23 protein-coding genes and 1 pseudogene are annotated in these 21278 nt (G+C 66.6%); 10 read left to right on the forward strand and 14 right to left on the reverse strand.

What is annotated here, in order from left to right; all coding sequences use genetic code 11:
- Both LT948_RS32495 and LT948_RS32500 read right to left on the reverse strand, forming a co-directional pair.
- Nucleotides 1-1073 (reverse strand): YifB family Mg chelatase-like AAA ATPase (locus tag LT948_RS32495; RefSeq protein WP_232197159.1); only part of this gene is annotated, 1073 nt, incomplete at its 3' end.
- Between the two features lie 40 nt (nt 1074-1113).
- A complete protein-coding gene (locus LT948_RS32500) occupies nt 1114-1374 on the reverse strand; it encodes an accessory factor UbiK family protein (protein ID WP_003096478.1) in 261 nt (86 codons plus the stop codon).
- A 439-nt stretch (nt 1375-1813) separates the two neighbouring features.
- On the opposite strand from LT948_RS32500, the gene glnK reads away from it, so the two are divergent.
- The 5 genes from glnK (at nt 1814) to LT948_RS32525 (ending at nt 5952) form a co-directional block, all read left to right on the forward strand.
- Nucleotides 1814-2152 (forward strand): P-II family nitrogen regulator, encoded by a 339-nt coding sequence (glnK, locus tag LT948_RS32505; protein ID WP_003096476.1) that lies wholly within the window; start codon nt 1814-1816, stop codon nt 2150-2152.
- Nucleotides 2153-2191: 39 nt separating this feature from the next.
- Nucleotides 2192-3520, forward strand: a complete 1329-nt coding sequence (locus tag LT948_RS32510) for an ammonium transporter (RefSeq protein WP_003109815.1) — start codon at nt 2192-2194, stop codon at nt 3518-3520.
- A 260-nt stretch (nt 3521-3780) separates the two neighbouring features.
- Nucleotides 3781-4206 (forward strand): secondary thiamine-phosphate synthase enzyme YjbQ, encoded by a 426-nt coding sequence (locus tag LT948_RS32515; RefSeq protein WP_023098236.1) that lies wholly within the window; start codon nt 3781-3783, stop codon nt 4204-4206.
- 77 nt (nt 4207-4283) lie between these two features.
- Entirely contained in the window at nt 4284-4601 is a 318-nt protein-coding gene (gene sutA / locus LT948_RS32520) for a transcriptional regulator SutA (protein ID WP_003096440.1), read from the forward strand.
- A gap of 436 nt (nt 4602-5037) precedes the next feature.
- On the forward strand, nt 5038-5952 hold the full coding sequence (locus LT948_RS32525; protein WP_073657185.1) for a fimbrial protein: 915 nt from the start codon (nt 5038-5040) through the stop codon (nt 5950-5952).
- Nucleotides 5953-5976: 24 nt separating this feature from the next.
- Here LT948_RS32525 and LT948_RS32530 read toward each other — a convergent pair whose 3' ends face one another.
- The gene (locus tag LT948_RS32530) at nt 5977-7353 is read right to left on the reverse strand and encodes an aminotransferase-like domain-containing protein (protein WP_033996176.1); all 1377 of its coding nucleotides are present in this window, start codon (nt 7351-7353) and stop codon (nt 5977-5979) included.
- 162 nt (nt 7354-7515) lie between these two features.
- Here LT948_RS32530 and LT948_RS32535 point away from each other — a divergent pair, with 162 nt between their 5' ends.
- Nucleotides 7516-8685 (forward strand): MFS transporter, encoded by a 1170-nt coding sequence (locus tag LT948_RS32535; RefSeq protein ID WP_033996174.1) that lies wholly within the window; start codon nt 7516-7518, stop codon nt 8683-8685.
- Nucleotides 8686-8715: 30 nt separating this feature from the next.
- Here the strand turns inward: LT948_RS32535 and LT948_RS32540 are convergent, their stop codons facing one another.
- From LT948_RS32540 to lptM, 6 genes are read right to left on the reverse strand one after another with little or no spacing between them, the layout of a single operon-like run.
- Nucleotides 8716-9414: an HAD family hydrolase gene (locus LT948_RS32540; RefSeq protein ID WP_003096435.1), complete on the reverse strand. Its 699-nt coding sequence runs from the start codon at nt 9412-9414 to the stop codon at nt 8716-8718.
- The gene (gene xerC, locus LT948_RS32545; protein ID WP_003096434.1) at nt 9411-10322 is read right to left on the reverse strand and encodes a tyrosine recombinase XerC; all 912 of its coding nucleotides are present in this window, start codon (nt 10320-10322) and stop codon (nt 9411-9413) included. Before xerC ends, LT948_RS32540 begins: the two co-directional genes overlap by 4 nt.
- Nucleotides 10323-10341: 19 nt before the next feature.
- On the reverse strand, nt 10342-11043 hold the full coding sequence (locus tag LT948_RS32550; RefSeq protein WP_003096433.1) for a DUF484 family protein: 702 nt from the start codon (nt 11041-11043) through the stop codon (nt 10342-10344).
- A 30-nt stretch (nt 11044-11073) separates the two neighbouring features.
- Nucleotides 11074-11904 carry a diaminopimelate epimerase gene (gene dapF, locus LT948_RS32555; protein ID WP_003098223.1) on the reverse strand — a complete coding sequence of 277 codons (831 nt, stop codon included), beginning with the start codon at nt 11902-11904 and terminating at the stop codon, nt 11074-11076.
- A 10-nt stretch (nt 11905-11914) separates the two neighbouring features.
- Complete coding sequence (gene lysA / locus LT948_RS32560; RefSeq protein ID WP_033996172.1) at nt 11915-13162, reverse strand: diaminopimelate decarboxylase; 1248 nt, start codon at nt 13160-13162, stop codon at nt 11915-11917.
- Between the two features lie 10 nt (nt 13163-13172).
- Nucleotides 13173-13313, reverse strand: coding sequence for an LPS translocon maturation chaperone LptM (gene lptM, locus LT948_RS32565; protein WP_003096430.1), 141 nt, complete (start codon nt 13311-13313; stop codon nt 13173-13175).
- A 253-nt stretch (nt 13314-13566) separates the two neighbouring features.
- Between lptM and cyaY the strand changes: the two genes are divergently transcribed.
- The 3 genes from cyaY (at nt 13567) to rnk (ending at nt 14629) form a co-directional block, all read left to right on the forward strand.
- Entirely contained in the window at nt 13567-13902 is a 336-nt protein-coding gene (gene cyaY / locus LT948_RS32570) for an iron donor protein CyaY (protein WP_003121284.1), read from the forward strand.
- On the forward strand, nt 13880-14089 hold the full coding sequence (locus tag LT948_RS32575) for a DUF1289 domain-containing protein (protein WP_023443579.1): 210 nt from the start codon (nt 13880-13882) through the stop codon (nt 14087-14089). The genes cyaY and LT948_RS32575 overlap by 23 nt, the downstream gene beginning before the upstream one ends.
- A 135-nt stretch (nt 14090-14224) precedes the next feature.
- Nucleotides 14225-14629, forward strand: a complete 405-nt coding sequence (rnk, locus tag LT948_RS32580) for a nucleoside diphosphate kinase regulator (protein ID WP_003096424.1) — start codon at nt 14225-14227, stop codon at nt 14627-14629.
- Between the two features lie 43 nt (nt 14630-14672).
- Here rnk and LT948_RS32585 read toward each other — a convergent pair whose 3' ends face one another.
- The 5 genes and pseudogenes from LT948_RS32585 to LT948_RS32605 all read right to left on the reverse strand — a co-directional run bounded on the left by LT948_RS32585 (nt 14673) and on the right by LT948_RS32605 (nt 19850).
- Nucleotides 14673-15371, reverse strand: coding sequence for a glycine-rich domain-containing protein (locus LT948_RS32585; protein ID WP_003096422.1), 699 nt, complete (start codon nt 15369-15371; stop codon nt 14673-14675).
- A 40-nt stretch (nt 15372-15411) separates the two neighbouring features.
- Nucleotides 15412-18250 (reverse strand): annotated as a pseudogene (locus LT948_RS32590) (class I adenylate cyclase).
- A 148-nt stretch (nt 18251-18398) separates the two neighbouring features.
- Nucleotides 18399-18632, reverse strand: coding sequence for a TIGR02647 family protein (locus tag LT948_RS32595; protein ID WP_003096418.1), 234 nt, complete (start codon nt 18630-18632; stop codon nt 18399-18401).
- Between the two features lie 42 nt (nt 18633-18674).
- The gene (locus LT948_RS32600; protein ID WP_003096415.1) at nt 18675-19442 is read right to left on the reverse strand and encodes a substrate-binding periplasmic protein; all 768 of its coding nucleotides are present in this window, start codon (nt 19440-19442) and stop codon (nt 18675-18677) included.
- A 132-nt stretch (nt 19443-19574) separates the two neighbouring features.
- Nucleotides 19575-19850: a hypothetical protein gene (locus LT948_RS32605; RefSeq protein ID WP_033995457.1), complete on the reverse strand. Its 276-nt coding sequence runs from the start codon at nt 19848-19850 to the stop codon at nt 19575-19577.
- Between the two features lie 101 nt (nt 19851-19951).
- On the opposite strand from LT948_RS32605, the gene LT948_RS32610 reads away from it, so the two are divergent.
- Nucleotides 19952-20932, forward strand: coding sequence for a magnesium transporter CorA family protein (locus tag LT948_RS32610; RefSeq protein WP_033993388.1), 981 nt, complete (start codon nt 19952-19954; stop codon nt 20930-20932).
- The last annotated feature ends 346 nt before the right edge of the window (nt 20933-21278 follow it).

Raw genomic sequence — 21278 nt, forward strand, 5'->3', positions numbered from 1 at the left:
TAGCATTGGCTTCTAAATCCCTGATCAGCAGTTTCGCTTACAAAAGCCGCCACCAGTTGGAAGCGCGCCGGGAAACGTACCCGGCCGTTGGCCCGGGCAATGACGATCTCGCCGCTTTCCAGCGGCTCGCGCAGGACCTCCAGGACCTTGCGCTCGAACTCCGGCAGTTCGTCGAGGAACAGCACGCCCTGGTGCGCCAGGGTGATCTCGCCCGGCTGCGGGCGGCTGCCGCCGCCGACCAGGGCCGGCGCGGAGGCGGAGTGGTGCGGCTGGCGGAACGGTCGCTGCGGCCAGTGCCTGAGGGGGACGTGGCTGGCCACCGAATGGATCGCTGCGACCTCCAGGGCCTCGTCCTCGTCGAGCGCCGGCAGCAGGCCGGGCAGGCGGCTGGCCAGGAGGGTCTTGCCGGTGCCCGGCGGGCCGCTGAGCAACAGGTTGTGCGCGCCGGCGGCGGCCACCAGCAGGGCGCGCTTGGCGGCGGCCTGGCCCTGGACCTCGGCCAGGTCTGGATAAGGGAAGGGCGCGCGGAGCAGGCCGCGGGCCTGGTAGGGTAGCAGCGGGGCCTGGCCGGAGAGGTGTCCGGCGATCTCCAGCAGGTGGTCCACGGCGAACACCGTCAGCCCGCTGGCCAGGCTGGCCTCTTCGGCATTTTCCTTCGGTACCACCAGAACGCGCCTTGCGTCGCGCGCCGCCAGCGCGGCCGGCAATACGCCTCGCACTGGCCGGATCGCCCCGGACAGGGCCAGTTCGCCAAGGCACTCCAGGCCGTCGAGGGTGGTGCCGGGCAACTGGCCGCTGGCGGCGAGGATGCCGAGTGCGATGGCCAGGTCGAAGCGACCGCCGTCCTTGGGCAGGTCGGCGGGGGCGAGGTTGAGGGTGATGCGCCGCGCGGGGAAGTCGAAACCGGCATTGAGCAGGGCGCTGCGCACGCGGTCCTTGCTCTCGCGCACCGCGGTTTCCGGCAGGCCGACCAGGGTCAGCGAAGGCAGGCCGTTGGCCAGGTGCGCCTCGACGCTGACGCAGGGGGCTTCGACGCCGACCTGGGCTCGGCTGTGGACAATCGCCAGGGACATGGATCGCTCCTTGATCTCACGCCGCTCGCAGGGGGAAGGATCAGTCGGCGGGCGGCGTCAGCTTGCTTTCGAGTTCCGCCACCTTGGCCTCCAGGGCTTCCAGCCGTGCGCGGGTGCGGGCGAGGACCAGCATCTGGCTGTCGAATTCCTCGCGGCTGACCAGGTCGAGCTTGCTGAAAGCGCTCTGCATCAGGGCGCGGAACTGCGACTCCAGCTCGGCCTTGGGCAACGGCGATTCGCCGGCGAACAGGCGGCTGGCTTGTTGGCTGAGGGCTTCGAAGACGGCTTTGGGCGGCAGCATGGCGAGGGTTCCGGTAACGAGTGGGCGGCAGTCTAGCACGATGTCGGCGGCGCTCGCGGGAGGGCCATTGCACACTTTTTGCGCAACTGTCGGAGCGCGTCTGCGCCTATTTGGTGCGCCGCCCGGAGGCCGGCGTTCCGCACTATCCCCGGGTTGGCGGCTAAGGGCTTGAAATCCGGCGGATTTGCCGGAGCTGGCAAGCTTTCTGCTTTGGCCGGGGTGAGGCGTGCACTGAAGCAGTACCGGTGCGGCAGATGAGGCGGTTGCGGGAGGCCGGCAGGTTGCGGCATCGAACGGCCGCAGCAGGGCCAGGTCGGGGCGGAGGGTCCCGATCATGCTTCCCAGAGGGACCGGCGCGTTACAAAGCCAGACACTGCGCTTAGACTGTCCTCGGGTTCGTTTTCCTGGGGCGAGTCCACCAAACACGGGAGAGAGTTTCATGAAGCTAGTCACTGCCATCATCAAGCCGTTCAAGTTGGACGACGTCCGCGAGTCGTTGTCCGAGATCGGTGTGCAGGGCATCACGGTGACCGAGGTCAAGGGTTTCGGCCGGCAAAAGGGCCACACCGAGCTGTATCGCGGCGCCGAGTACGTCGTCGACTTCCTGCCCAAGGTGAAGATCGACGTGGCGATCGCCGACGACCAGCTGGACCGCGTCATCGAGGCGATCACCAAGGCGGCCAATACCGGCAAGATCGGTGACGGCAAGATCTTCGTGGTGAACCTGGAACAGGCCATCCGCATCCGTACCGGCGAAACCGATACCGACGCGATCTAAGCCCAACCGAACCCCCAAAAGCCCCAGGAGAATACCAACATGACTCTGCGTAAGATCGCAGGGCTAGGAGCCCTATTGTCCCTCGCTTTGCCGGGCGTCGCCCTGGCCGCCGAGGAGCCCGTCCTGAACAGCGGCGACACCGCCTGGATGCTGATCTCCACTGCGCTCGTCCTGCTCATGACCATCCCCGGCCTGGCGCTGTTCTACGGCGGCATGGTGCGAGCGAAGAACGTGCTGTCGATCATGATGCAGTGCTTCGCCATCACCGGCCTGATCACCATTCTTTGGGTGGTCTATGGCTACAGCCTGGCGTTCGATACCGCCGGGATGGAGAAGGGCGTCCTCAACTTCAATTCCTTCGTCGGCGGGCTGGACAAGGCCTTCCTCAGCGGTCTCACCGCCGACGGCCTGACTTCCGCCACCGCGCTGTTCCCGGAAAGCGTGTTCATCACCTTCCAGATGACCTTCGCGATCATCACTCCGGCGCTGATCGTCGGCGCCTTCGCCGAGCGCATGAAGTTCTCGGCGATGCTGATCTTCATGGCGGTCTGGTTCACCGTGGTCTACGCGCCGATCGCGCACATGGTCTGGAGTGGCGACGGCGCCCTGATGTGGGACTGGGGCGTGCTGGACTTCGCCGGCGGCACCGTGGTGCACATCAACGCCGGTATCGCCGGCCTGGTCGCCTGCCTGGTGCTGGGCAAGCGCAAGGGCTACCCGACCACGCCGATGGCGCCGCACAACCTCGGCTACACCCTGGTCGGGGCGGCCATGCTGTGGATCGGCTGGTTCGGTTTCAACGCCGGTTCCGCCGCCGCCGCCAACGGCACCGCCGGGATGGCCATGCTGGTGACCCAGATCGCTACCGCCGCCGCGGCCCTGGCCTGGATGTTCGCCGAGTGGATCACCCACGGCAAGCCGAGCGCCCTGGGCATCGCGTCCGGCGTGGTCGCCGGTCTGGTGGCGATCACCCCGGCCGCCGGCACCGCCGGTCCGATGGGCGCGCTGGTGATTGGCCTGGCCTCCGGGGTGATCTGCTTCTTCGCCGCCACCAGTCTCAAGCGCGCGCTGAAATACGACGATTCCCTCGACGCCTTCGGCGTACATGCGGTCGGCGGTATCGTCGGCGCGCTGCTCACCGGGATCTTCGCGGCGCCGTCGCTGGGCGGCTTCGGCAGCGTGGAGGACATCGGCGCGCAGTTCTTCGTGCAGTTCAAGGGCGTGGCCTTCACCGTGGTCTACACCGCCGTGGTGACCTTCGTGATCCTCAAGGTGCTGGACCTGGTCATGGGCCTGCGGGTCACCGAGGAAGAGGAAGCGGTCGGCCTCGACCTGGCGCTGCACAACGAGCGCGGCTACAACCTGTAATACCTGCCGGCGCCCGGCTTTCCGCCGGGCGTCGGCTTGCCTCCCGCGCTCGCCTTCGCCGAACGCCATGCCCTTGTGCGTCGAAAGTCCTGGGCACTTCCCGCGACCGCCACGACCTCTCCGCAACCGGTCTTTCAGCGACTGCCGGCGGACTGCGCAACCCTCAGCTTTCACAGGTCTGTCTCTTACGCTCTTTGCTTTTTCAAATGCCGCGCTAGAATGCGCGGCGCGACGGATCGGAGCCGATTTGGAACAGCAGCATGTGGCAGCAGACCCTGATCACCTTGCGCCCGCGTCCGCGGGGCTTTCACCTCGTCACCGAGGAGATACTCGACGCCTTGCCGGAGCTTCGGCGGTGCCGGGTCGGCCTGCTGCACCTGCTTTTGCAACATACGTCGGCTTCACTGACCCTGAATGAAAATGCCGATCCTGCCGTACGCCGGGATTTCGAGCGTTTTTTCGAGCGGCTGGCGCCACGCGGCGAAGTCGGCTATGAACACAACGACGAAGGTCCGGACGACCTTCCGGCGCATTTCAAGGCCAGCCTGCTGGGCGGCCAACTGACCCTGCCGATACAGTCGGGAGGGTTGGCACTGGGCACCTGGCAGGGGATCTATCTCGGTGAACACCGGGACAGGGGCGGGGCACGGCGCGTGCTCGCCACCTGGCAGGGCGAGTCAGTATGAATTTTTTCCGGCGGCGCTCATCAAAACGCGCGGCTGGGCTATAACTAACCTGCTTTTGCAGCACCGAGAGGTTGACCATGAGCGAAGAAGAACTGGAACAGGACGAGCTGGACGGCGCTGACGAGGACGACGGCGAAGAGCTGGCCGCGGCCGACGACGGCGAAGCGGACAGCAGTGACGGCGACGAGGCCCCCGCCCCCGGCAAGAAGGCGAAAGCCGCCGTGGTGGAAGAGGAACTGCCCTCGGTCGAAGCCAAGCAGAAAGAGCGTGACGCCCTCGCCAAGGCGATGGAGGAATTCCTTTCCCGCGGTGGAAAGGTGCAGGAGATCGAACCCAACGTGGTGGCCGATCCGCCGAAGAAGCCGGACAGCAAGTACGGCAGCCGCCCCATCTGATTTCGCGTCATCCCAAGGCCCGCCACCCGTGAGGGAGTGGCGGGCCTTGTGCTATGGCGCCTGCTATCTTGGCGGGCATCTCGCCCCGCCGCGTCCCGGTTGGCGAGCCGATCTTTCGCCTGTTCAGGCACGGCTGGCGACGGGCCAAGGCCTTTTCCTTTCCGGTGGCAGCGCTACCGTTCCACATCGTCAACCGAAGCTGCTTGCCATCCAGGCGCTCCAAGCGGCGTCCGGGGTCGATCCTGCACTTGCCGGAGAGCGAGCTGTAGAGCTTGCTTAAGAATTTTCCTAGCGATTCTTAGGTGGATTCGCGGAGCCGTGTAGGTCCTGTCTTATGGCTCTTTTCCAGGCGTTCTGAAAAGATTCGCCACCCATCAAGTTCGCGCCGGTTCCGCCGGATTTTCCCGGACATGCCGGACACATCGGTTGTCATCCCATGGAGTTCAAGACGTTCCGTCGAACCCTGCTGATCGCGGCAGTCCTGTTCGTTCCCGCCGGCACCAGCATGGCTGCCAATCTGTACGCTTTCGGCGGCCGCGATATCGCCGTCCCCTCGATCCTTCCCGAGGGAAACGTCACGTCGCGCTACACGTTCACTCCCATGCAACTGTGCGGCAAGCCCAGCTGCGATCTCATCGGCGTCTCTCTGTACAACAAGGGAAGTGTCTGGGACCCGGTCGATGGTCCGGACCTGAATACCAACGTGCCGGGCCTTTCGGTGCGCCTGCTGCTGGATGGCATACCGGCGAGCAGCCGTTTCAAGGGCACTTTCTCGCAAATCGCGGAGGTCCAGTTGTTCCGCAACTCGACGCCGCTCTCCGACGGCCAGTTCGCGAGCGGAGCGTTCAACTCGTACTTCCTCATTACCTACAAGGACGGGCTTGTCGCGTCTGGCACCTCTTCCGTCAGGTTGACCGGGAGCGTCACCACGATCAATGCGACCTGCCAGGTCGCCGACCAGACCGTGAAGCTGCAGTCGATCGCTGCCGCCCGGCTGAACGGCGTCGGCACCTACGCGGCCGTTACCCCGTTCAATCTCGTAGTGGCCGGCTGTCCTCGCGGGTACAACCGCGTCGGCTACAGCCTTCAAGCGGTGGGGGGGGCGGTGGCCGAAGGCTCGGGTGTGCTGCCGCGCCTGGCGGGCAGCACCGCGACCGGCGTATCGATCCGGGTCACCGACGAGGCCGGCGTGCCGCTACGGATGGGACTCTCGTTGTCGGTGACCGCGTACGACAAGAACACCGGCGGGGCGTACTGGATCCCGATGAAAGCGTCCTATGTGCAGACCGCCGAGAAAATCACGCCCGGCTCGGTCCTGGCCGCGATGGTGATCCTGCTCGACTACCAGTGAGGCAGGGGAGGGCAAGAGCGCGCCTCACCCGAACGCCTCGAAGAACGCCAGGGCCCGCGGGTCGCTGGCATAGGCGATGTTGATACGCAGCCAGTCGCTCTCCTCGCCTTCCGGGCTGAAGCCGCTGCCCGGCGACAGCAGCACGTCCAGGCGTGTCGCCACGGCCTGCAATTCGGCGAACGGGTAGTCGCCGATACGGGCCCAGACGAACATCCCGCCGACCGGTTCGGCGAACACCTCCCAGCCGTTGTCCCCAAGCACCCGCAGGGTCGCCGCCATCTGCCGGGTCAGGCGCTGGCGCAGGCGTTGCACCAGCTTGCGGTAACTGCCGTTGGCGAGCATGGTCGAGACCACGCATTCGGCGAAGCGCTGGCTGCCGATGCTGGTGTACATCTTCACATCCGCCAGGCGCCGGATCAGCTCGGGGCCGGCGATCAGGTAGCCGACCCGTAGCGAGCAACTGAGGGTCTTCGAAAAGCTCGCCAGGTAGATCACCCGGCGCAGCGAATCGAGGGTCGCTAGGCGGGTGCTGGGGCCGTTCTGGAAGTCGGCGTAGATGTCATCCTCGACGATGTGGAAATCATGCTGCTCGGCCAGTTGCAGCACGCGGTGGGCCACCGAGGGGCTGAGGCTGGTGCCGGTGGGGTTGTGGTACATGCTGTTGGTGAAAAGGAACTTCGGCTTGTGTGCGCGGAGGATCGCCTCCAGCGCGGCGGTGTCCGGGCCGTGGCGGGTGCGCGGCACGCCGAGCATCTTCACCCCGTGGAATTTCAGCAGGTTGAACAGGTTGTAGTAGCCGGGGTTTTCCACCACCACCACGTCGCCCGGCTTGAGCAGCGTGCGTACCAACAGGTCGAGGGCATGGCTGGCGCCGGTGGTGGTGAGGATCTGCTCCGGGTCGACATGGATATCGATCAGCCGCAGGCGTTTCTGGATGTGCTGGCGCAGCGCCGGCAGGCCCAGCGGAGTGCTGTAGTCGAACAGCCCGGCGAGTTCGCTGCGGGCGACCTGGCGGATCGCGTAGCTGAGTTCCTCGACTTCCCGCCAACTGTCCGGAATCCAGCCGCAGCCGAGCTTGAGTTTCGTCGAGTTGCCGCTGAACTGGCCCCATGCGTTTTCCGCGCCTTCGTGCCACTCGCTGTCGAGTTCGGTAGCGGCGGTGGGTGCCTCGGCGACGAAGAACCCCGAGCCGTGCCGCGATTCCAGCATCCCCAGGGCGACCAGGCGGTCGTAGGCCTCGATCACGCTGGACTGGCTGAGCTGGTTTTCCCTGGCCAACTGGCGTATCGACGGAATCCGCGTGCCGGCGCGGACGCGATTGCCGCGGATCCAGCCGCTGACCCCTGCGACGATCTGCTGCACCAGCGGCTCGCTGGCATTGCGGTCGATCCGGAGGTGCATGCCTGACTCACTGTTCGGTCTTTTCAGGCGAACAGTTAATCACAAATCCGAACAGCTGTTACTTGTTCCGTAGCGCCGTCGCGCCGGATAGTCGACGCCTCTTCTCGCGGGCTAGCCAATGCCCACCGCTCTGCCGCGGCAGGCCCTTGAACGGAGAACCGCATGAGCAATACCCGTCGCCACGCCGCATGCCTGGCTTTCGGCCTGTGCCTGATCACCTTGGCGGTGAACCTCCAGGCGCCGCTGTACACCGCCTACGCGGAGCTTTCCGGCTACGGCGCGGCAGCCACCGCCAGCGCTTTCTCCGGCTATGTGCTTGGCGTACTGCCGGTGCTGCTGGTACTCGGCGGGTTGTCCGATCGGATGGGGCGCAAGCCGCCGATCGTCGTCGCGTTGCTGCTGTCGATGGTGGCCACCCTGGTGATGGCGCTCTGGCCGCGCCTGGAGGCGCTCGGCGTGGCGCGCCTGTTGCTCGGCGTCGGCACGGCCCTGGCATCGGCCACCGGGACGGCCTACATGAGCGAACTGATGGCGGGCGGGGATTCCCGCACCTCGGCCAACTGGGTGACCGCCAGCACCTCGCTCGGCTTCGGCCTCGGCGCGGCACTGACCAGTCTGTTCCTGCTGTTCCGGGAGAGCCTGGTTCCCGGCAGCTTCTGGGTCCAGCTGGGACTGGCCTGCGTGGCCCTGGCGGCGGTGGCGGGCCTGCCGGACGAGGCGCCGCGCGGGCGCGATACGCCGATGCTGCGGCTGCCGTTCTTTCCCGCCGGCAGCCTGCCGTACGGCTTCTCGATCCTGCTGGCATGGGCCACTGTGGGCCTGGTCATCGCGGTCCTGCCTTCGCTGCTGGCGGCCCACGGGCTGGCGCGCTGGTCGGGCTTCTCGACCTTCACCGTGATCAGCTGCGGCCTGCTGTTCCAGCCGCTGGCGCGGCGGATGGCGCCGGCCTCGGCGACCTGCCTGGGGCTGGTGATCCTGCCGCCGAGCTATGCCCTGCTGGCCTGGGGCGCGATCCACGGCTCACTGGCTGCGGTGCTGTTCGGTGCGCTGGGCGCGAGCAGTTCCTGCTACGGCTTCACCTACCTGGGCGGGCTGTCGGCGGTGAATGTCCTGGCCGGTGCGGAAAAGCCGCGGGCCAGCGCGGGCTACTTCCTGTTGGCCTACCTCGGCTTCAGCCTGCCGGTGATCTTCACCGGGTTGATCGCGGATCGCTTCGGTGCGTCGACGGCGTTGCTGCTTTTCGGCGTGTCGCTGACGTTGGCTGCCGTTGCGGTGGCGTTTTCCATCTTGCGCGGGGTCGGGCGCTTCAAGGCCAGCGCTTCGCGTGCCTAGGGCGCTACCCGCGACCGGGGGCCCGGTTCGTCATTGCAGGCGGGCGAGCAGGGCCGGCAGCTCGGCGAGGCTGCGGATCTCCGCGCTCGGCTCTTCCTCCCCGGCCCAGGGCTTGCCGTTTGGGTTGAACCAGATGGCACGCATGCCGGCGCGGCGCGCTCCGGCGATGTCGTCGTTGGGGTGGTCGCCGATGTGTACCGCTGCCGAGGCCTCGACGCCGGCGCGCTTCAGGGCTTCGCGGAATGGCGTCGGGTCGGGCTTGCCGACGCCCAGTTCCTCGGCGCAGAGGGCGAACCGGAAGTAGTCGGCCAGGCCCAGGCGGCGCACGTCGGCGTTACCGTTGGTGAGCACGCCGAGGGTGAAGCGGTCGGCGAGGATCTCCAGGGTCGGGTGGACTTCGGGAAACAGGGTGACCCGGTGGCGCGCTTCGAGGAATACCTGGAAACCGGCCTCGGCCAGGCTTTCCGCCTCCGCCTGTGGATAACCGGCGTCGAGCAGGGCATGGAACAGGATGCGCCGGCGCAGCTCGCTGAGACGGTGGCGCAGCATCGGTTCGCGATCCAGCAGGCGGGTGCGGATCGCCCACAGGTGCTCGATGGGCACCGGACCCAGGCGCGCCGCGTTGCTCGCCAGCCATTCGCGGAGCAGGGCCTCGGCGTTGTTCATCACCGGGGCGACGTCCCACAGGGTGTCGTCGAGGTCGAAGGTGATCAGTCGCAGGCTGCTCATGGGTCGTTGCCTCCATCGGCGTTGCCCTTGCGCTTGGCGCGGGGATGGGCGCGGTCGTAGACCGAGGCCAGGTGCTGGAAGTCCAGGTGGGTATAGATCTGGGTCGTGGCGATGTCGGCGTGGCCGAGCAGTTCCTGCACGGCGCGCAGGTCGCCGGACGACTCCAGCAGATGGCTGGCGAAGGAGTGCCGCAGCATGTGCGGGTGCAGGTGCTGGCCCAGCTCGCGGACGCCGGCCTGGCGCACTCGCAGTTGGATCGCCCGTGGCGTCAGGCGCTTGCCGCCGCGGCCGATGAACACCGCTCCGTCTTCCGGAGCGGCCTGGGCGCGCAGCGGCAGCCAGGCTTCGAGCGCCTGGCGCGCGGCCTTGCCGACCGGCAGCTCGCGGACCTTGTTGCCCTTGCCGCGCACTCGCACCAGGCCTTCCTTGAGGTCCAGCCATTCGAGATCAAGGCCGACCAGTTCCGAGAGGCGCAGCCCGGAGGAATAGAACAGCTCCAGCAGGGCCTGGTCGCGGCGGGCGATGAAGTCATCCTCCACGGCACCGTCGAGCAATTGCAGGGCGCGGTCGGCGTCGAGGGTTCTGGGCAGCTTGCGCGGACTCTTCGGCGCGCTCAGGCCGTTGGCAGGGTCGTGCCGGCAGCGCCCTTCGCGTAGCAGGTACTGGTAGAGGCCGCGCGTCGCCGAGAGCAGCCGTGCCAGGCTGCGGCTGGATTGGCCCTGCTGGTGCAGGCGGGCGACGAAGGTGCGCAGGCTGCGGGTGTCGAGGGCGTTCCAGTCGGAGAGCCCGGCCTTTTCGGCGAGGGCGAGGATCTTCAGCAGGTCGCGGCGGTAGCCGTCGAGGGTGTGCGCGGAGACCTGGCGCTCGCTGCGCAGATGTTCGAGGAAGGCATCCAGGTCGGCGCGCATCTCGGACCGCCCGCCGCGCTCAGCGGACCGAGCGCAGCGGCGAGGAGAAGCGCGGCAGCACGCGGGCCAGGACCTCGGCGACGTAGCCGAGGAACAGGGTGCCGAGGGAACTCTTGTAATGCTGCGGATCGGGACTGCCGATGGCGAGCACGCCGTGCAGGCCCTGGAAACTCAGGGAGACCACCGCTGCGGAGCCGATCTCGTCGCGGTCGCTCTCGCCGAAGAGGAACGCCAGTTCGTGTGGACGCAGCACGCCGCAGACGGTCTTGCCGCCGGAGAGCAGGCCGCCGATGGCCTGGTGCGCCTCCGCGCTGCTCACCGAGCGGCCCACCGAGACGCTACTGTCGCTGAACAGGATCAGGCTCACGTAGGGCACCTGGAACTCGTGGCGCAGGCTGTCCTCGACGGTACTGACCACGTCTTCCAGGCTGGTGGCGTCGAGCAGGTCGAGGACCAGGCGGCGGGTCTTGTCGAACAGGCGGTCGTTCTCGCGGGCCACGTCCATCAGTTGCGAGAGCCGGTGGCGCATCTCGATGTTGCGCTCGCGCAGCAGGCGTACCTGGCGCTCCACCAGCGACACGGCGTCGCCGGGCTGGTGCGGGATGCGCAGCTCGGGGATCAGCTCGTCATGCTCGACGAAGAACTCCGGGTGCTGGCTCAGATAGGCGGCCACCTGCTCGGCGTCCAGCGCTGCTGTCGGTTCCTGGCTTTTCTCGGTCATAAGCGTCTCGGTTCTCGCGGGCGACGGCCCTTACAGGCGGACCTGGCCTTCATACACGCGGACGGCAGGCCCGGTCATCATAACGGGCTGGCCGGGACCTGCCCACTCGATGTGCAGGCGGCCGCCGGGGAGGTCGATCTGCACCGGCGATTGCAGCCAGCCCTGGCGAATCCCGGCAACCGCTGCGGCGCAGGCGCCGGTGCCGCAGGCCTGGGTCTCGCCGACGCCGCGCTCCCAGACGCGCAGGCGCGCATGGTGCGGATCGAGCACCTGGAGGAAGCCGATGTTGGCCTTCTTCGGGAAGCGCGGATGGACTTCCAGTTGCGGACCGAGGCTGTGTACCGGTGCGCTGTCGACGTTCTCGACGCGCAGCACGCCATGGGGATTGCCCATGGATACCGCGGCCAGTTCGACGCGCTGGCCATTCACCTCTATCTCATAGGACAAGGCTTCGCGCTCGGCCTGGAACGGTATCTCGGCCGGGGCCAGGCGCGGCGGACCCATGTCCACCGTGACCTGGCCGTCCGGGCGGATATTCAGCTCGATGATGCCGCCCTTGGTTTCTACGCGGATGCTCTTCTTCACCGTCAGGCGCTTGTCCTGAACGAAGCGGGCGAAGCAGCGGGCGCCGTTGCCGCACTGCTCGACCTCGGAGCCGTCGGCGTTGAAAATCCGGTAGCGGAAGTCGACGTCGGGGCTGCTCGGGGCTTCGACGATCAGCAACTGGTCGAAGCCGACCCCGGTGTTGCGGTCGCCCCAGAGCTTGACGTGCTTGGGCTGCACATGGGCGTGCTGGCTGACCAGGTCGAGGACCATGAAGTCGTTGCCCAGGCCATGCATCTTGGTGAAGCGCAAAAGCATGGTCTGGGCCTCACTGCGGCAGCAGGCTTTCGCCGGCGTAGAGCTCTTGGACGGTCTCGCGGCGACGGACCCCGTGGGTCTGCTCGCCATCCACCAGCACCTCGGCGGCGCGACCGCGGGTGTTGTAGTTCGAGCTCATGACGAAGCCGTAGGCGCCGGCCGAGCGCACCGCCAGGAGGTCGCCTTCGGCGAGCGCCAGGTCGCGATCCTTGGCGAGGAAGTCGCCGGTCTCGCAGATCGGCCCGACCAGGTCGTAGCGGCGCGGCACGGCATCGCGCGGGCGTACCGCCTGCACGTCCATCCAGGCCTGGTAGAGAGCCGGGCGGATCAGGTCGTTCATCGCCGCGTCGACGATGGCGAAATCCTTGTGCTCGGTGTGCTTGAGGTACTCGACGCGGGTCAGCAGCACGCCGGCGTTAGCGACGATGGACCGGCCCGGCTCGAACACCAGGGTCAGGTCGCGGCCATGCAGGCGCTCGCGGATGGCGCGGATGTAGTCGCCGGCCAGCGGCGGCTGTTCGTCGCGGTAGCGCACCCCGAGGCCGCCGCCGAGGTCCAGGTGGCGAATGCCGATGCCTTTGCCGGCCAGGCGGTCGACCAGCCCGAGCAGGCGCTCGAGGGCGTCGAGGAAGGGCTCCAGCTGGGTCAATTGCGAGCCGATGTGGCAGTCGACGCCGATCACCTCCAGGTGGTCAAGCTCGGCGGCGCGGGCGTAGACCGCCTCGGCCTCGTCGATGGCGATGCCGAACTTGTTCTCTTTCAGGCCGGTGGAGATATAGGGGTGGGTCTGGGCATCCACGTCCGGGTTGACCCGCAGCGACACCGGCGCTTTCACGCCGAGTTCCGCGGCCACCCGTTGCAGGCGCTCCAGCTCTTCGCCGGACTCGACGTTGAAGCAGTGCACACCGACTTCCAGGGCGCGGCGCATGTCGTCGCGGGTCTTGCCGACGCCGGAGAACACCACCTTGGCCGGATCGCCGCCGGCGGCCAGGACACGCTCCAGCTCACCGCGGGAAACGATGTCGAAACCGGCGCCGAGGCGCGCCAGCACATTCAGCACCCCGAGGTTGGAGTTGGCCTTGACCGCGAAGCAGACCAGGTGCGGCATGCCGGCGAGGGCGTCGGCATAGGCGCGGTACTGGGCCTCGATGTGCGCGCGGGAGTAGACGTAGGTGGGCGTGCCGAAACGCTCGGCGATGCGGGAAAGCGCCACCCCTTCCGCGAACAGCTCACCGTCGCGGTAACTGAATGTGTCCATGGGCGCTCTCTCAGAAACCGTAGCGGTCTTTGCTGTGTTCTTTCTTGGCTTTTTCGTCGTCCGGCAGGTACAGCGGGCCTTTCTGGCCGCAGGCGGCGATGGAGCCGGCGAGGAGGGCGAGCGCGACGAAGGACAGGAACAGCCGCTTCATGACGGAATCCTTGTAGAAAACGTGAATTGTTCCGGAGTATACCGACCCCCCGGCGCCTTGCCTATGCGAGCCGGATCAGGTGTGCCGGGGCTTGCAGGGGAATGGCCTGAGGCAGAGGGGGCGCCGGCGTTTTCCGCGAGCGTCGCGGCAAAACAGCGCGGACTACGGCAATACCAGCGTAGAATTGTCGGAATAGGGCAAGACGAAGGTAGTCGCCCGCCTTTTTTCCCGTTAGCGAATGCCGAGGCAATGCATGAGTACGATGAATGAAGCGCGTTTCCACGACCTGGTCGATGCGCTCCAGCAGCAGGTGGAAGACGCCTTCGATGACAGCGACCTGGATCTCGACCTGGAGAACGCCGGCGGCGTGCTCACCGTACGCTTCGAGAACGGCTCGCAGCTGATCCTCAGCCGCCAGGCGCCGTTGCGCCAGCTGTGGGTGGCGGCGAAGTCGGGCGGCTTCCACTTCGATTACGACGAGGCCAGCGGTCTCTGGCGCCACGATGGCAGCCAGGAACCGCTGGGCGCGCTGCTCAACCGGGCGACCCTGGAGCAGGGGGGCGAGGATGTCGAGTTCCCCGGTCTCTGAGGCTTCGCCGCCGGTGGTGGCTTCGCCTTGCCGGCGCCTGTGCTGCCTCGACGATGCGGACGTTTGCGTCGGCTGCGGACGTTCCCTGGCGGAAATCCGCGAGTGGGGCAAGGCCGACGATTCCCGCCGCTTGCAGATCAGGTCACAGGCCGCTCGACGCCAGTCGCTGGCGGGCCGTCTCTCCTGATAGGGGGGATGTTGCTAATTCCTGCGACTGTGTTAGTGTCCGGGAAAACCCCGCCTTCGGGCGGGGTTTTTGCTTTTTTGCGATTCCTGCTTTTCATCGATCAACCGAACCGGACCAAGGAGCACGCCTGCGATCATGAGCACGCCGCCGATCACCATCACTCGTCTGGACCTGCAGCGCCTGGAGCGCCTGCTGGATGGCCTGGACGAATTCGGACCCGCCGCCGAGGCGCTGGAGGCCGAACTGTCGCGCGCCCAGGTGGTGGGGCATGACGAGATTCCGCCGGGCGTCGTGACCATGAACTCCACCGTGCGTTGCCGCGAGGAAAGCAGCGGCAAGGAGTACACCCTGACCCTGGTCTATCCCGAAGACGTGGCCGGCGAAGGCAAGGTCTCGATCCTCGCGCCGGTGGGCACCGCGCTGCTGGGCCTGACCATCGGCCAGACCATCGACTGGCCGGCGCCGAGCGGCAAGACGCTGAAGCTGACCCTGCTGGAAATCGAATACCAGCCGGAAGCCGCCGGCGACTACGCGCGCTGATCGGTTTTCGCCCGTCGCCTCCCGGCGACGGGCTTCGCGACCCTCAGTCGCCCCCACCGCCCCCGCAACCGCTGCCGCCGTCCCCACCGCTATCGCCGCCGCAGCCGTGGCGCGAATCCTGTCCGTCCGAACCGAAGGTACTGCCGCTATCGCTGGCGCAGCCGCTGCTGCAACCGATATGGCTGGCGCAATACACCGCTGCGCCGCCGTCTTGCCGCTGCGCGCAGTTCAGGGTGTAGCGGAAGCCGTCGGCGATCGCCAGTTCCGTGTCGAGAGCGAACAGCAGCGGTAGGCGCGTGGGGTTCTGGGGGTCGATGCCTTCGCGGCGACAAGCCAGCTTCCAGGCGCGCCGAATGCCTTCCTGGGCCTGTCGGGGGCTGCGCATCGCCTGCGCCGGCGTATGGTGGAGGAAGCGCCCGAGTCCCTTGCGGCAGACGTGCTGGTAGAGCCGGGTATGCAGGATCAACTCGTGCCAGGCGACATCCACCACCTGTGATGGCATCGCGACCATCCGCTTGCCGGCGGCGCGGCATAGCAGCAAGTATTCGCGCAGGCCGCCGAGCACCCGTTGGACCTGTTCCTCGCTGAGCTGCGGATAGCGCTCGCGGACCGCCTGGGCGACCCGCGGCGGCAGGCGGAATTGCTGGATGAAGCGGTAGCGCCGGCGATCCAGGCCGCGGCGGTAGAGATAGCCGCCCACGAATGCGGCGCCAGCGAGCAGGGTAATACCGAGGAGTGCCATCCGTACGTCCTTGTCGAGCCCCGCGCGGTGCGGCGCTGGGTCATTGTTCCAGCAGCGCCTGGTTCAGCGCCGTTTCCAGGACGCTTTTATAACGCAGATAGTGCAGCGTTTGCGGCTGTTCGTCGGCGAACAGCCGCGACAGGTCGAGGTCGGTCAGGTAGCAGGGGTAGGGTTCGCTTTCCGCGCGATGCGCCAGGATATGCCGGGCGACCGCCTTGAACAGGCCGGCGCCGTACTCCAGTTCGGAAAACTCCTGGTGGTCGCAGTACAGGGTGACCTGCACGCGCTTGCGTTCGCCGCGTTCGAGTAGCGCCTGTAGCTCGTACAACGCGGGTCCGGCCAGGGCCTCCGGCGCTTCGCGAGGCTCGACGTGCAATCTGCCGTCGTTGGAGAGCAACTCGTAGTAGCGGATATCCAGCGAGGCCGGCACCTGTTCCGCCAGCGACAGGGCGTTGCGCCGGTACAGCAGCGATTGCAGGAAGCGCTGCAGCGGTGCGAGCAGGCTGCGTTCGTCACGCAACGCCAGAGCGCGTTGCGTTCGTCGAGCAGGCTGATCTCGGCGCTGTCGAAGTCGCGCCGGTAGAACACCTGGATGCAGTCCGGCCGCCCCATGGACAGGATCAGCCCGAGGTCCTCGCCCTCCAGGGCGTGACGATCCAGCTTCAGGGCGCTGTAGCCATCGCGCTCGCGGCCCAGGTGCTGGAGCAGGCTCGGCAGGTCGGGCAGGCTCTCGTGGCTGACCGCTTCCGGCGACATTTCCAGCAGGTGGTACTGCTGGCGGATCTGCAGCAGGTAGCGGCTTGGCTGGCCGCCAAGCAGTTGCCCGTAGGTCTCGCGGAACAGCTCTTCGACCCGCACGGCGATGGCGGCGGCCCGGTTGCGACAGAAGCAGCGCACCATCAGTTCAGGCGGCTGCGGCGGGCTTCCGGGCTTTTCGCGGACGGCGTCGAGGAACTCGGCAAGGCACTCGGGCAGCGCCTGGGTGCCTGCGTAATGGCGCACCGTCAGTTCGTTCCAGCTGTTGAGGCTGAGCTGGTCGAGGGTCAGCACCAGGTTGTCGCGCACCCCGGCATAACCAAGCACGTCGGTACGCCCGGTAGCCATGTGCAGGTTCATCTGGCTGTGGTGGCGCAGCGGGTCGACACCGACGTTGACCAGCAGCAGGACGCTCTTGAGCCGACGCGGTTGCAGCAGGTCGGCGTCGTCCACGGTCGCCAGGGGGACCGGCAGGAACTGCCGCAGGCTGCCCAGGAGATTGTCCAGTTCGGCATCGCCGAGGTCGCTCTGGCCGGGATGCAGGGACAGCCGGGTGGCGCTGTCGATGACGCCGTTGCGATGGCACCAGGCGAGCAGCTCGACCAGCCTGAGGCTGCGTTTCAGCGGCGCGTAGTCAGGCCACTGGTGAGCGCCCAGGGCACCGGGGAAGATCGCCCACTGCGCCTGCTCGCGGTCGTCGTCGGCGGGCAGCTGGACCAGGGTCAGGACGTCTTCGCCGAGATCCGGGGCGATCCCCGGGTTGATGTTCTCCACCTTGCCTGCCTTGCGCTCGAAGGCGGCATACAGGCGGCGGCCGAGCAGGCCCAGGTCGCGGCTGTCGATGCCGCTGTCAGCGCCTTGCTGGCGGGCGATCTGGAACAGCAGGCGGTAGCTGTAGGTCAGTTCGTTGACCACCGTGCGACGCTCTTCCATCACCTGGCGCATCTTCCACTGGCTGCGGCTGTCGAGCAGGGCCAAGCGGCGAGGCTCCCATTGCCATTCCGCGACGAGCCGCTCCATCGACAGGTGCTGCCAGCCCTTCTGCGCCTGGCGCTGGCGACCGCCGAGCTTGCGCCCGACCTTGAGGTACAGGCAGCGCCGCACGAGTTCCAGGCGTTCCGGCGCCTGCTGTTCCCGCAGGTAGCGTTCGAGATGGCGATAGACCAGGACGTAGGGGTCCAGTTCGTCGAGATCGAGCTGGCCGGCGAATACCTGCTCCTTGAAGCGCAGGGCGACGCAGCGGACCCGCGGGTGCTCGCTGGCGTAGGCCTCGGTGAGCAGCAGCTTGAGCAGCGACTTGTAGGGCGAATCGATGGCCTTGGACAACTGCCAGAGGCCGGCGCCGATGAACTCCCGGGCGGGGATGTGCGCCAGGTGGCCGAGGTCGAGCACCTCTTCGGCGCGGATGAAGCGTTTGCCGAGCAGGGTCCGGCAGTATTCGTCGTAGCGCCGTTCATGGGCCGGCGGCACCAGCCACCACAGAGGGGTGCGTCCGCCGAGCCAGATCGCGCTGCGGTAGAACTCGTCGAGCAGCAGGAAGTGCTGGGTATTGCCGTCGCCGCCGGGCTCCTTCCGGTCTTCGCGTTCGTCCTGGCCGAAGCGGGCGACGTCGATCAGGAAACAGTGCACCTCGCTGCCCTGGCTGCGCGCCCAGTCCTCGATCAACGCGCACTTGCGGCGCAGCTCCTGGCGCGCGCCGGGCTCCAGTTCTGGGGCATGGCAGACCCAGAGGTCGAGATCGCTCTGTTCCTCCTGGGCCAGGCTCCCAGGCTGCCCATCAGGAACAGGCCGTGGATCGGCTGTTGTGCGGGTTCCTGCCTGCGTGGCTTGTAGACAAACGAACGGGCCAGGCGCTGGGCTTCGGCGAGTACTTCGTCGTCCGCCTCGAAACCGCTCAGGCCCGCCGGCGTGCTGGCCGACAGGTAGCCCGGCAGCAGCGGATGGTTGATGTGGAACAGCAGCGGTAGCAGGCGCAGGACCCGCTCCTGGCGGCTGGACAACGCCTGTCGGGCGCGTTGCAGGCGACCGGCGTTGACCGCCAGGAAGCGTTGGCGCAACTGGCCGAGGACCTTGCGGTCGATGCCATCGTCGAGATCGAGGCTGAGTGCGGGGTGTCGGTTCATGGGCGTCCGGGCACAGGCAAGGCCAGGCGCCGTGCCTGGCTCCGGTCATGCCATTGTATCGCCCGGAAGCGCGGCGGCTTGAGCGCCGCACCGCGAACCGGGGCAACCGTCGCGGCCTGTCGGGAGCAGGTCGCGATGGCCGCTTCCGTCAACCCTTGAGGATGGTCAGCAGGCCCTGTGCCTGCTCCGCGGCGTCCAGCCCGAGACTGGTCAGGTAGCCGCCGTCGGGCTGGTCGATCAGCCCCTTGTCGTGCAGGCGTCGGGCGGCGGCGACGGCCTTGCCGTCGGCGGTGTGATGGACCTTGAGTCCTTCCTGGGTGTTGTTCAGGTTGAAGAGCGCCAGCAGTTCCAGTTCGTCGATCAGCTCGGGAGTGAAGGCCATGTCGGCTCCTTGCGGTGTTGAGCACCGGTGAGTGTAGTTGGACTAGGGCGTAGCGTCGGCGGCCTGGCTCCAGCCGTCGAGGATCTTCTGGTACTCGCCGCTGGCGAGGATGCGCTGCATGCCGAGGTCGAAGCGTTCGAGCAGATGCTCGGCCTGCGGGTGGCGGCGCGAGAACGACAGGTACAGCTCCGGGCGGTGGACCGTGGCCACCGGCTGGAACTGGCCTTCCAGTTCGGGATGTTCGCTGAACAACTGGCGAGCCGTATTGCGGTAGGCCAGGGCGTAGTCGACGCGGCCGCGCTGGAGCATGAGGAAACCGTAGTAGTCCTTGCGCACCGGGATGCGCACCAGGTCGTGGCGGCGATCGAAGCCGTCGCCGTATTCATAGCCGAGGGTCACCGCGACTTTCCGTCCGCTCAGCGCCTGCTCCGCATTCACCGGCCGCGCTTCGTCGCGTCGCGCCCAGAGCTGGATCTCCGCGCGGAACAACGGATGCCGGGGCAGACGGTAGTCGGCGAGGATGTGCGGGTTCGGCGAGGTGTTGAAGCAGCCGGCGATCAAGCCTTTCAGGGCCAGCTTCATGCAGCGGGAGTAGGGGTAGGGATTGAGCTGGACCGGCGTGTCCGCAGCCCTGAAGGCGGCCCGCACGATATCCGCGCTCATGCCCTGGATGCGGCCGTCCTTGTAGGCGGTATAGGGATACCAGTCGTCTTCGGCGCCGAGCACCAGGGGTTCTGTCGGGACGGCCGCTGCCGGGCCGGAAAGGGCCAGCAGCAGGCAGATGGGCAGGAAGTGGAACCAGGATCGCATCCGGTATCGCTCCGCGAAAGCAGGTGGCACGGAGAGTGGGCGCCACCTTTCTACCAGAGCGGCAGGCGTTTGGCGAAACAAAACCGTATGGATACGAGGGGCATTCGCCGACACCAGTCGGCCCGGCTCCGCTCATTCGTCGTCCGGCAACGTCGGCAGGGCACGCAGCGCATGCTCGTAGCCGGCGTTGTCGAAAGCGCGGTCGGCGGCGAGCATGGCGTTGATCTCGTGGGCCAGCACGTAGGCCATCATGCTCAGTGCCTCGTCGCGCTCGTAGCCGACCAGGGTCAGCTTGTTGAACACGGCGCGCGCCGCCGGCGGATTCTCGCTTTCGATCTGGTTCTCGATGGCCTGGATCAGTTTTTCCTCGGCGAAGCCGTCTTCCTGGTTGTCGTCCTGTTCGCTCATCGGGCGTTCCTCGTTCTGGCGCAAAGTACCGCTTGTGCGGCGGCGGGAAGTTGTCCACCCTGCTTGGCCAACGGATGGCCGCGAAGGTAGCGATACCCGACATGATCACCTATTACATCCTTTCCGGCGACCGCCTGGAGCGACGCCAGCACGACGATGCCCAGCGGGGGGTGCCGCCGGGCACCCTGTGGATCGACCTGCATCACCCGACCCCCGAAGAGGAGCGCCTGCTCGAATCCCACCTGCAGGTGAACATCCCGACCCGCGAGGAGATGGCCGAGATCGAGGATTCGTCGCGCTTCTACGAGGACGGCAACGTCCTCTACATGACCACTTCGGTGGTCGGCGGGATCACCGAGCACCGGCCGAGCACAGAGGAAGTGACCTTCGTACTCAGCGAGAAATGGCTGATTACCGTGCGCTACGCCGACCTGCGTTCGTTCCGCGAGTTCGAGAACCGTTGCATCCGCCAGCTCGACGCCAACCGCAGCAGCACCCAGTTGTTCGCCCTGATGATGGACAGTCTGGTGGACCGTATCGCCGACGTGTTGGAGGCCGTACAGGGGCAACTGAGCAGCATGTCGCGGGAGATCTTCGCCGAGTCCACCGCCCAGACCCGCAAGCCGAAGACCGACCTGCAGCAGATCATCAAGCACCTCGGGCGCAGCAGCTCGCTGCTGTCCAAGCTCAACGACAGCCTGCTCAGCATCAATCGGATGAACAGCTATTTCCGCCAGGGTTGCAACGGCTGGCTTTCCGAGCCGGCCAAGGTGCTGGCGAAGACCGTGGAGCGCGATGTGCGCTCGCTGGACGAGTACCTGGCGAAGATGTCCACCGAGATCAACTTCCTCCTCGACGCGACCCTTGGCCTGATCAACATCGAGCAGAACAGCATCATCAAGGTGTTCTCCATCGCCGCCGTACTGTTCCTGCCGCCGACCCTGGTGGGCACCGTCTACGGCATGAACTTCAAGGACATGCCCGAGCTGGACTGGTCCATCGGCTATCCGATGGCGCTGGGGATGATGGTGGTATCGGCGATCCTTCCGTACCTCTGGTTCAAGTTCAAGAACTGGCTCTGAGGCACTCGGCAGGTGTGCAACTTTTTGCTGGATAACTTCGGGAAAAGCTGTGGATACAACGCCGGGGCCAAGGTCTGGCGGGGTCTTCGATGAAGTGAGCAAGTTCTTGCATAGCACTGTGCAACAACTTGCTCACTTTTTCGGGATAAACCCGGGGGAAAGCGTTCGTGCGGGCCGGGAGATTCTTCAAGAGTTTGATTTAAAAGGTAAATATTTTATTGGCACGAAGCTTGTTGGGTAGCTGCCGCACCAGGACATGTCGTCCCGGCTACCACTGACAAGGAATGCATCCATGGCAACACCCGCCTATATGTCCATCACCGGCACCAAGCAGGGCCTGATCACC

Source organism: Pseudomonas sp. CP-1 (genome assembly GCF_021213715.1).
GTDB classification, from domain to species: Bacteria; Pseudomonadota; Gammaproteobacteria; order Pseudomonadales; family Pseudomonadaceae; genus Pseudomonas; species Pseudomonas aeruginosa.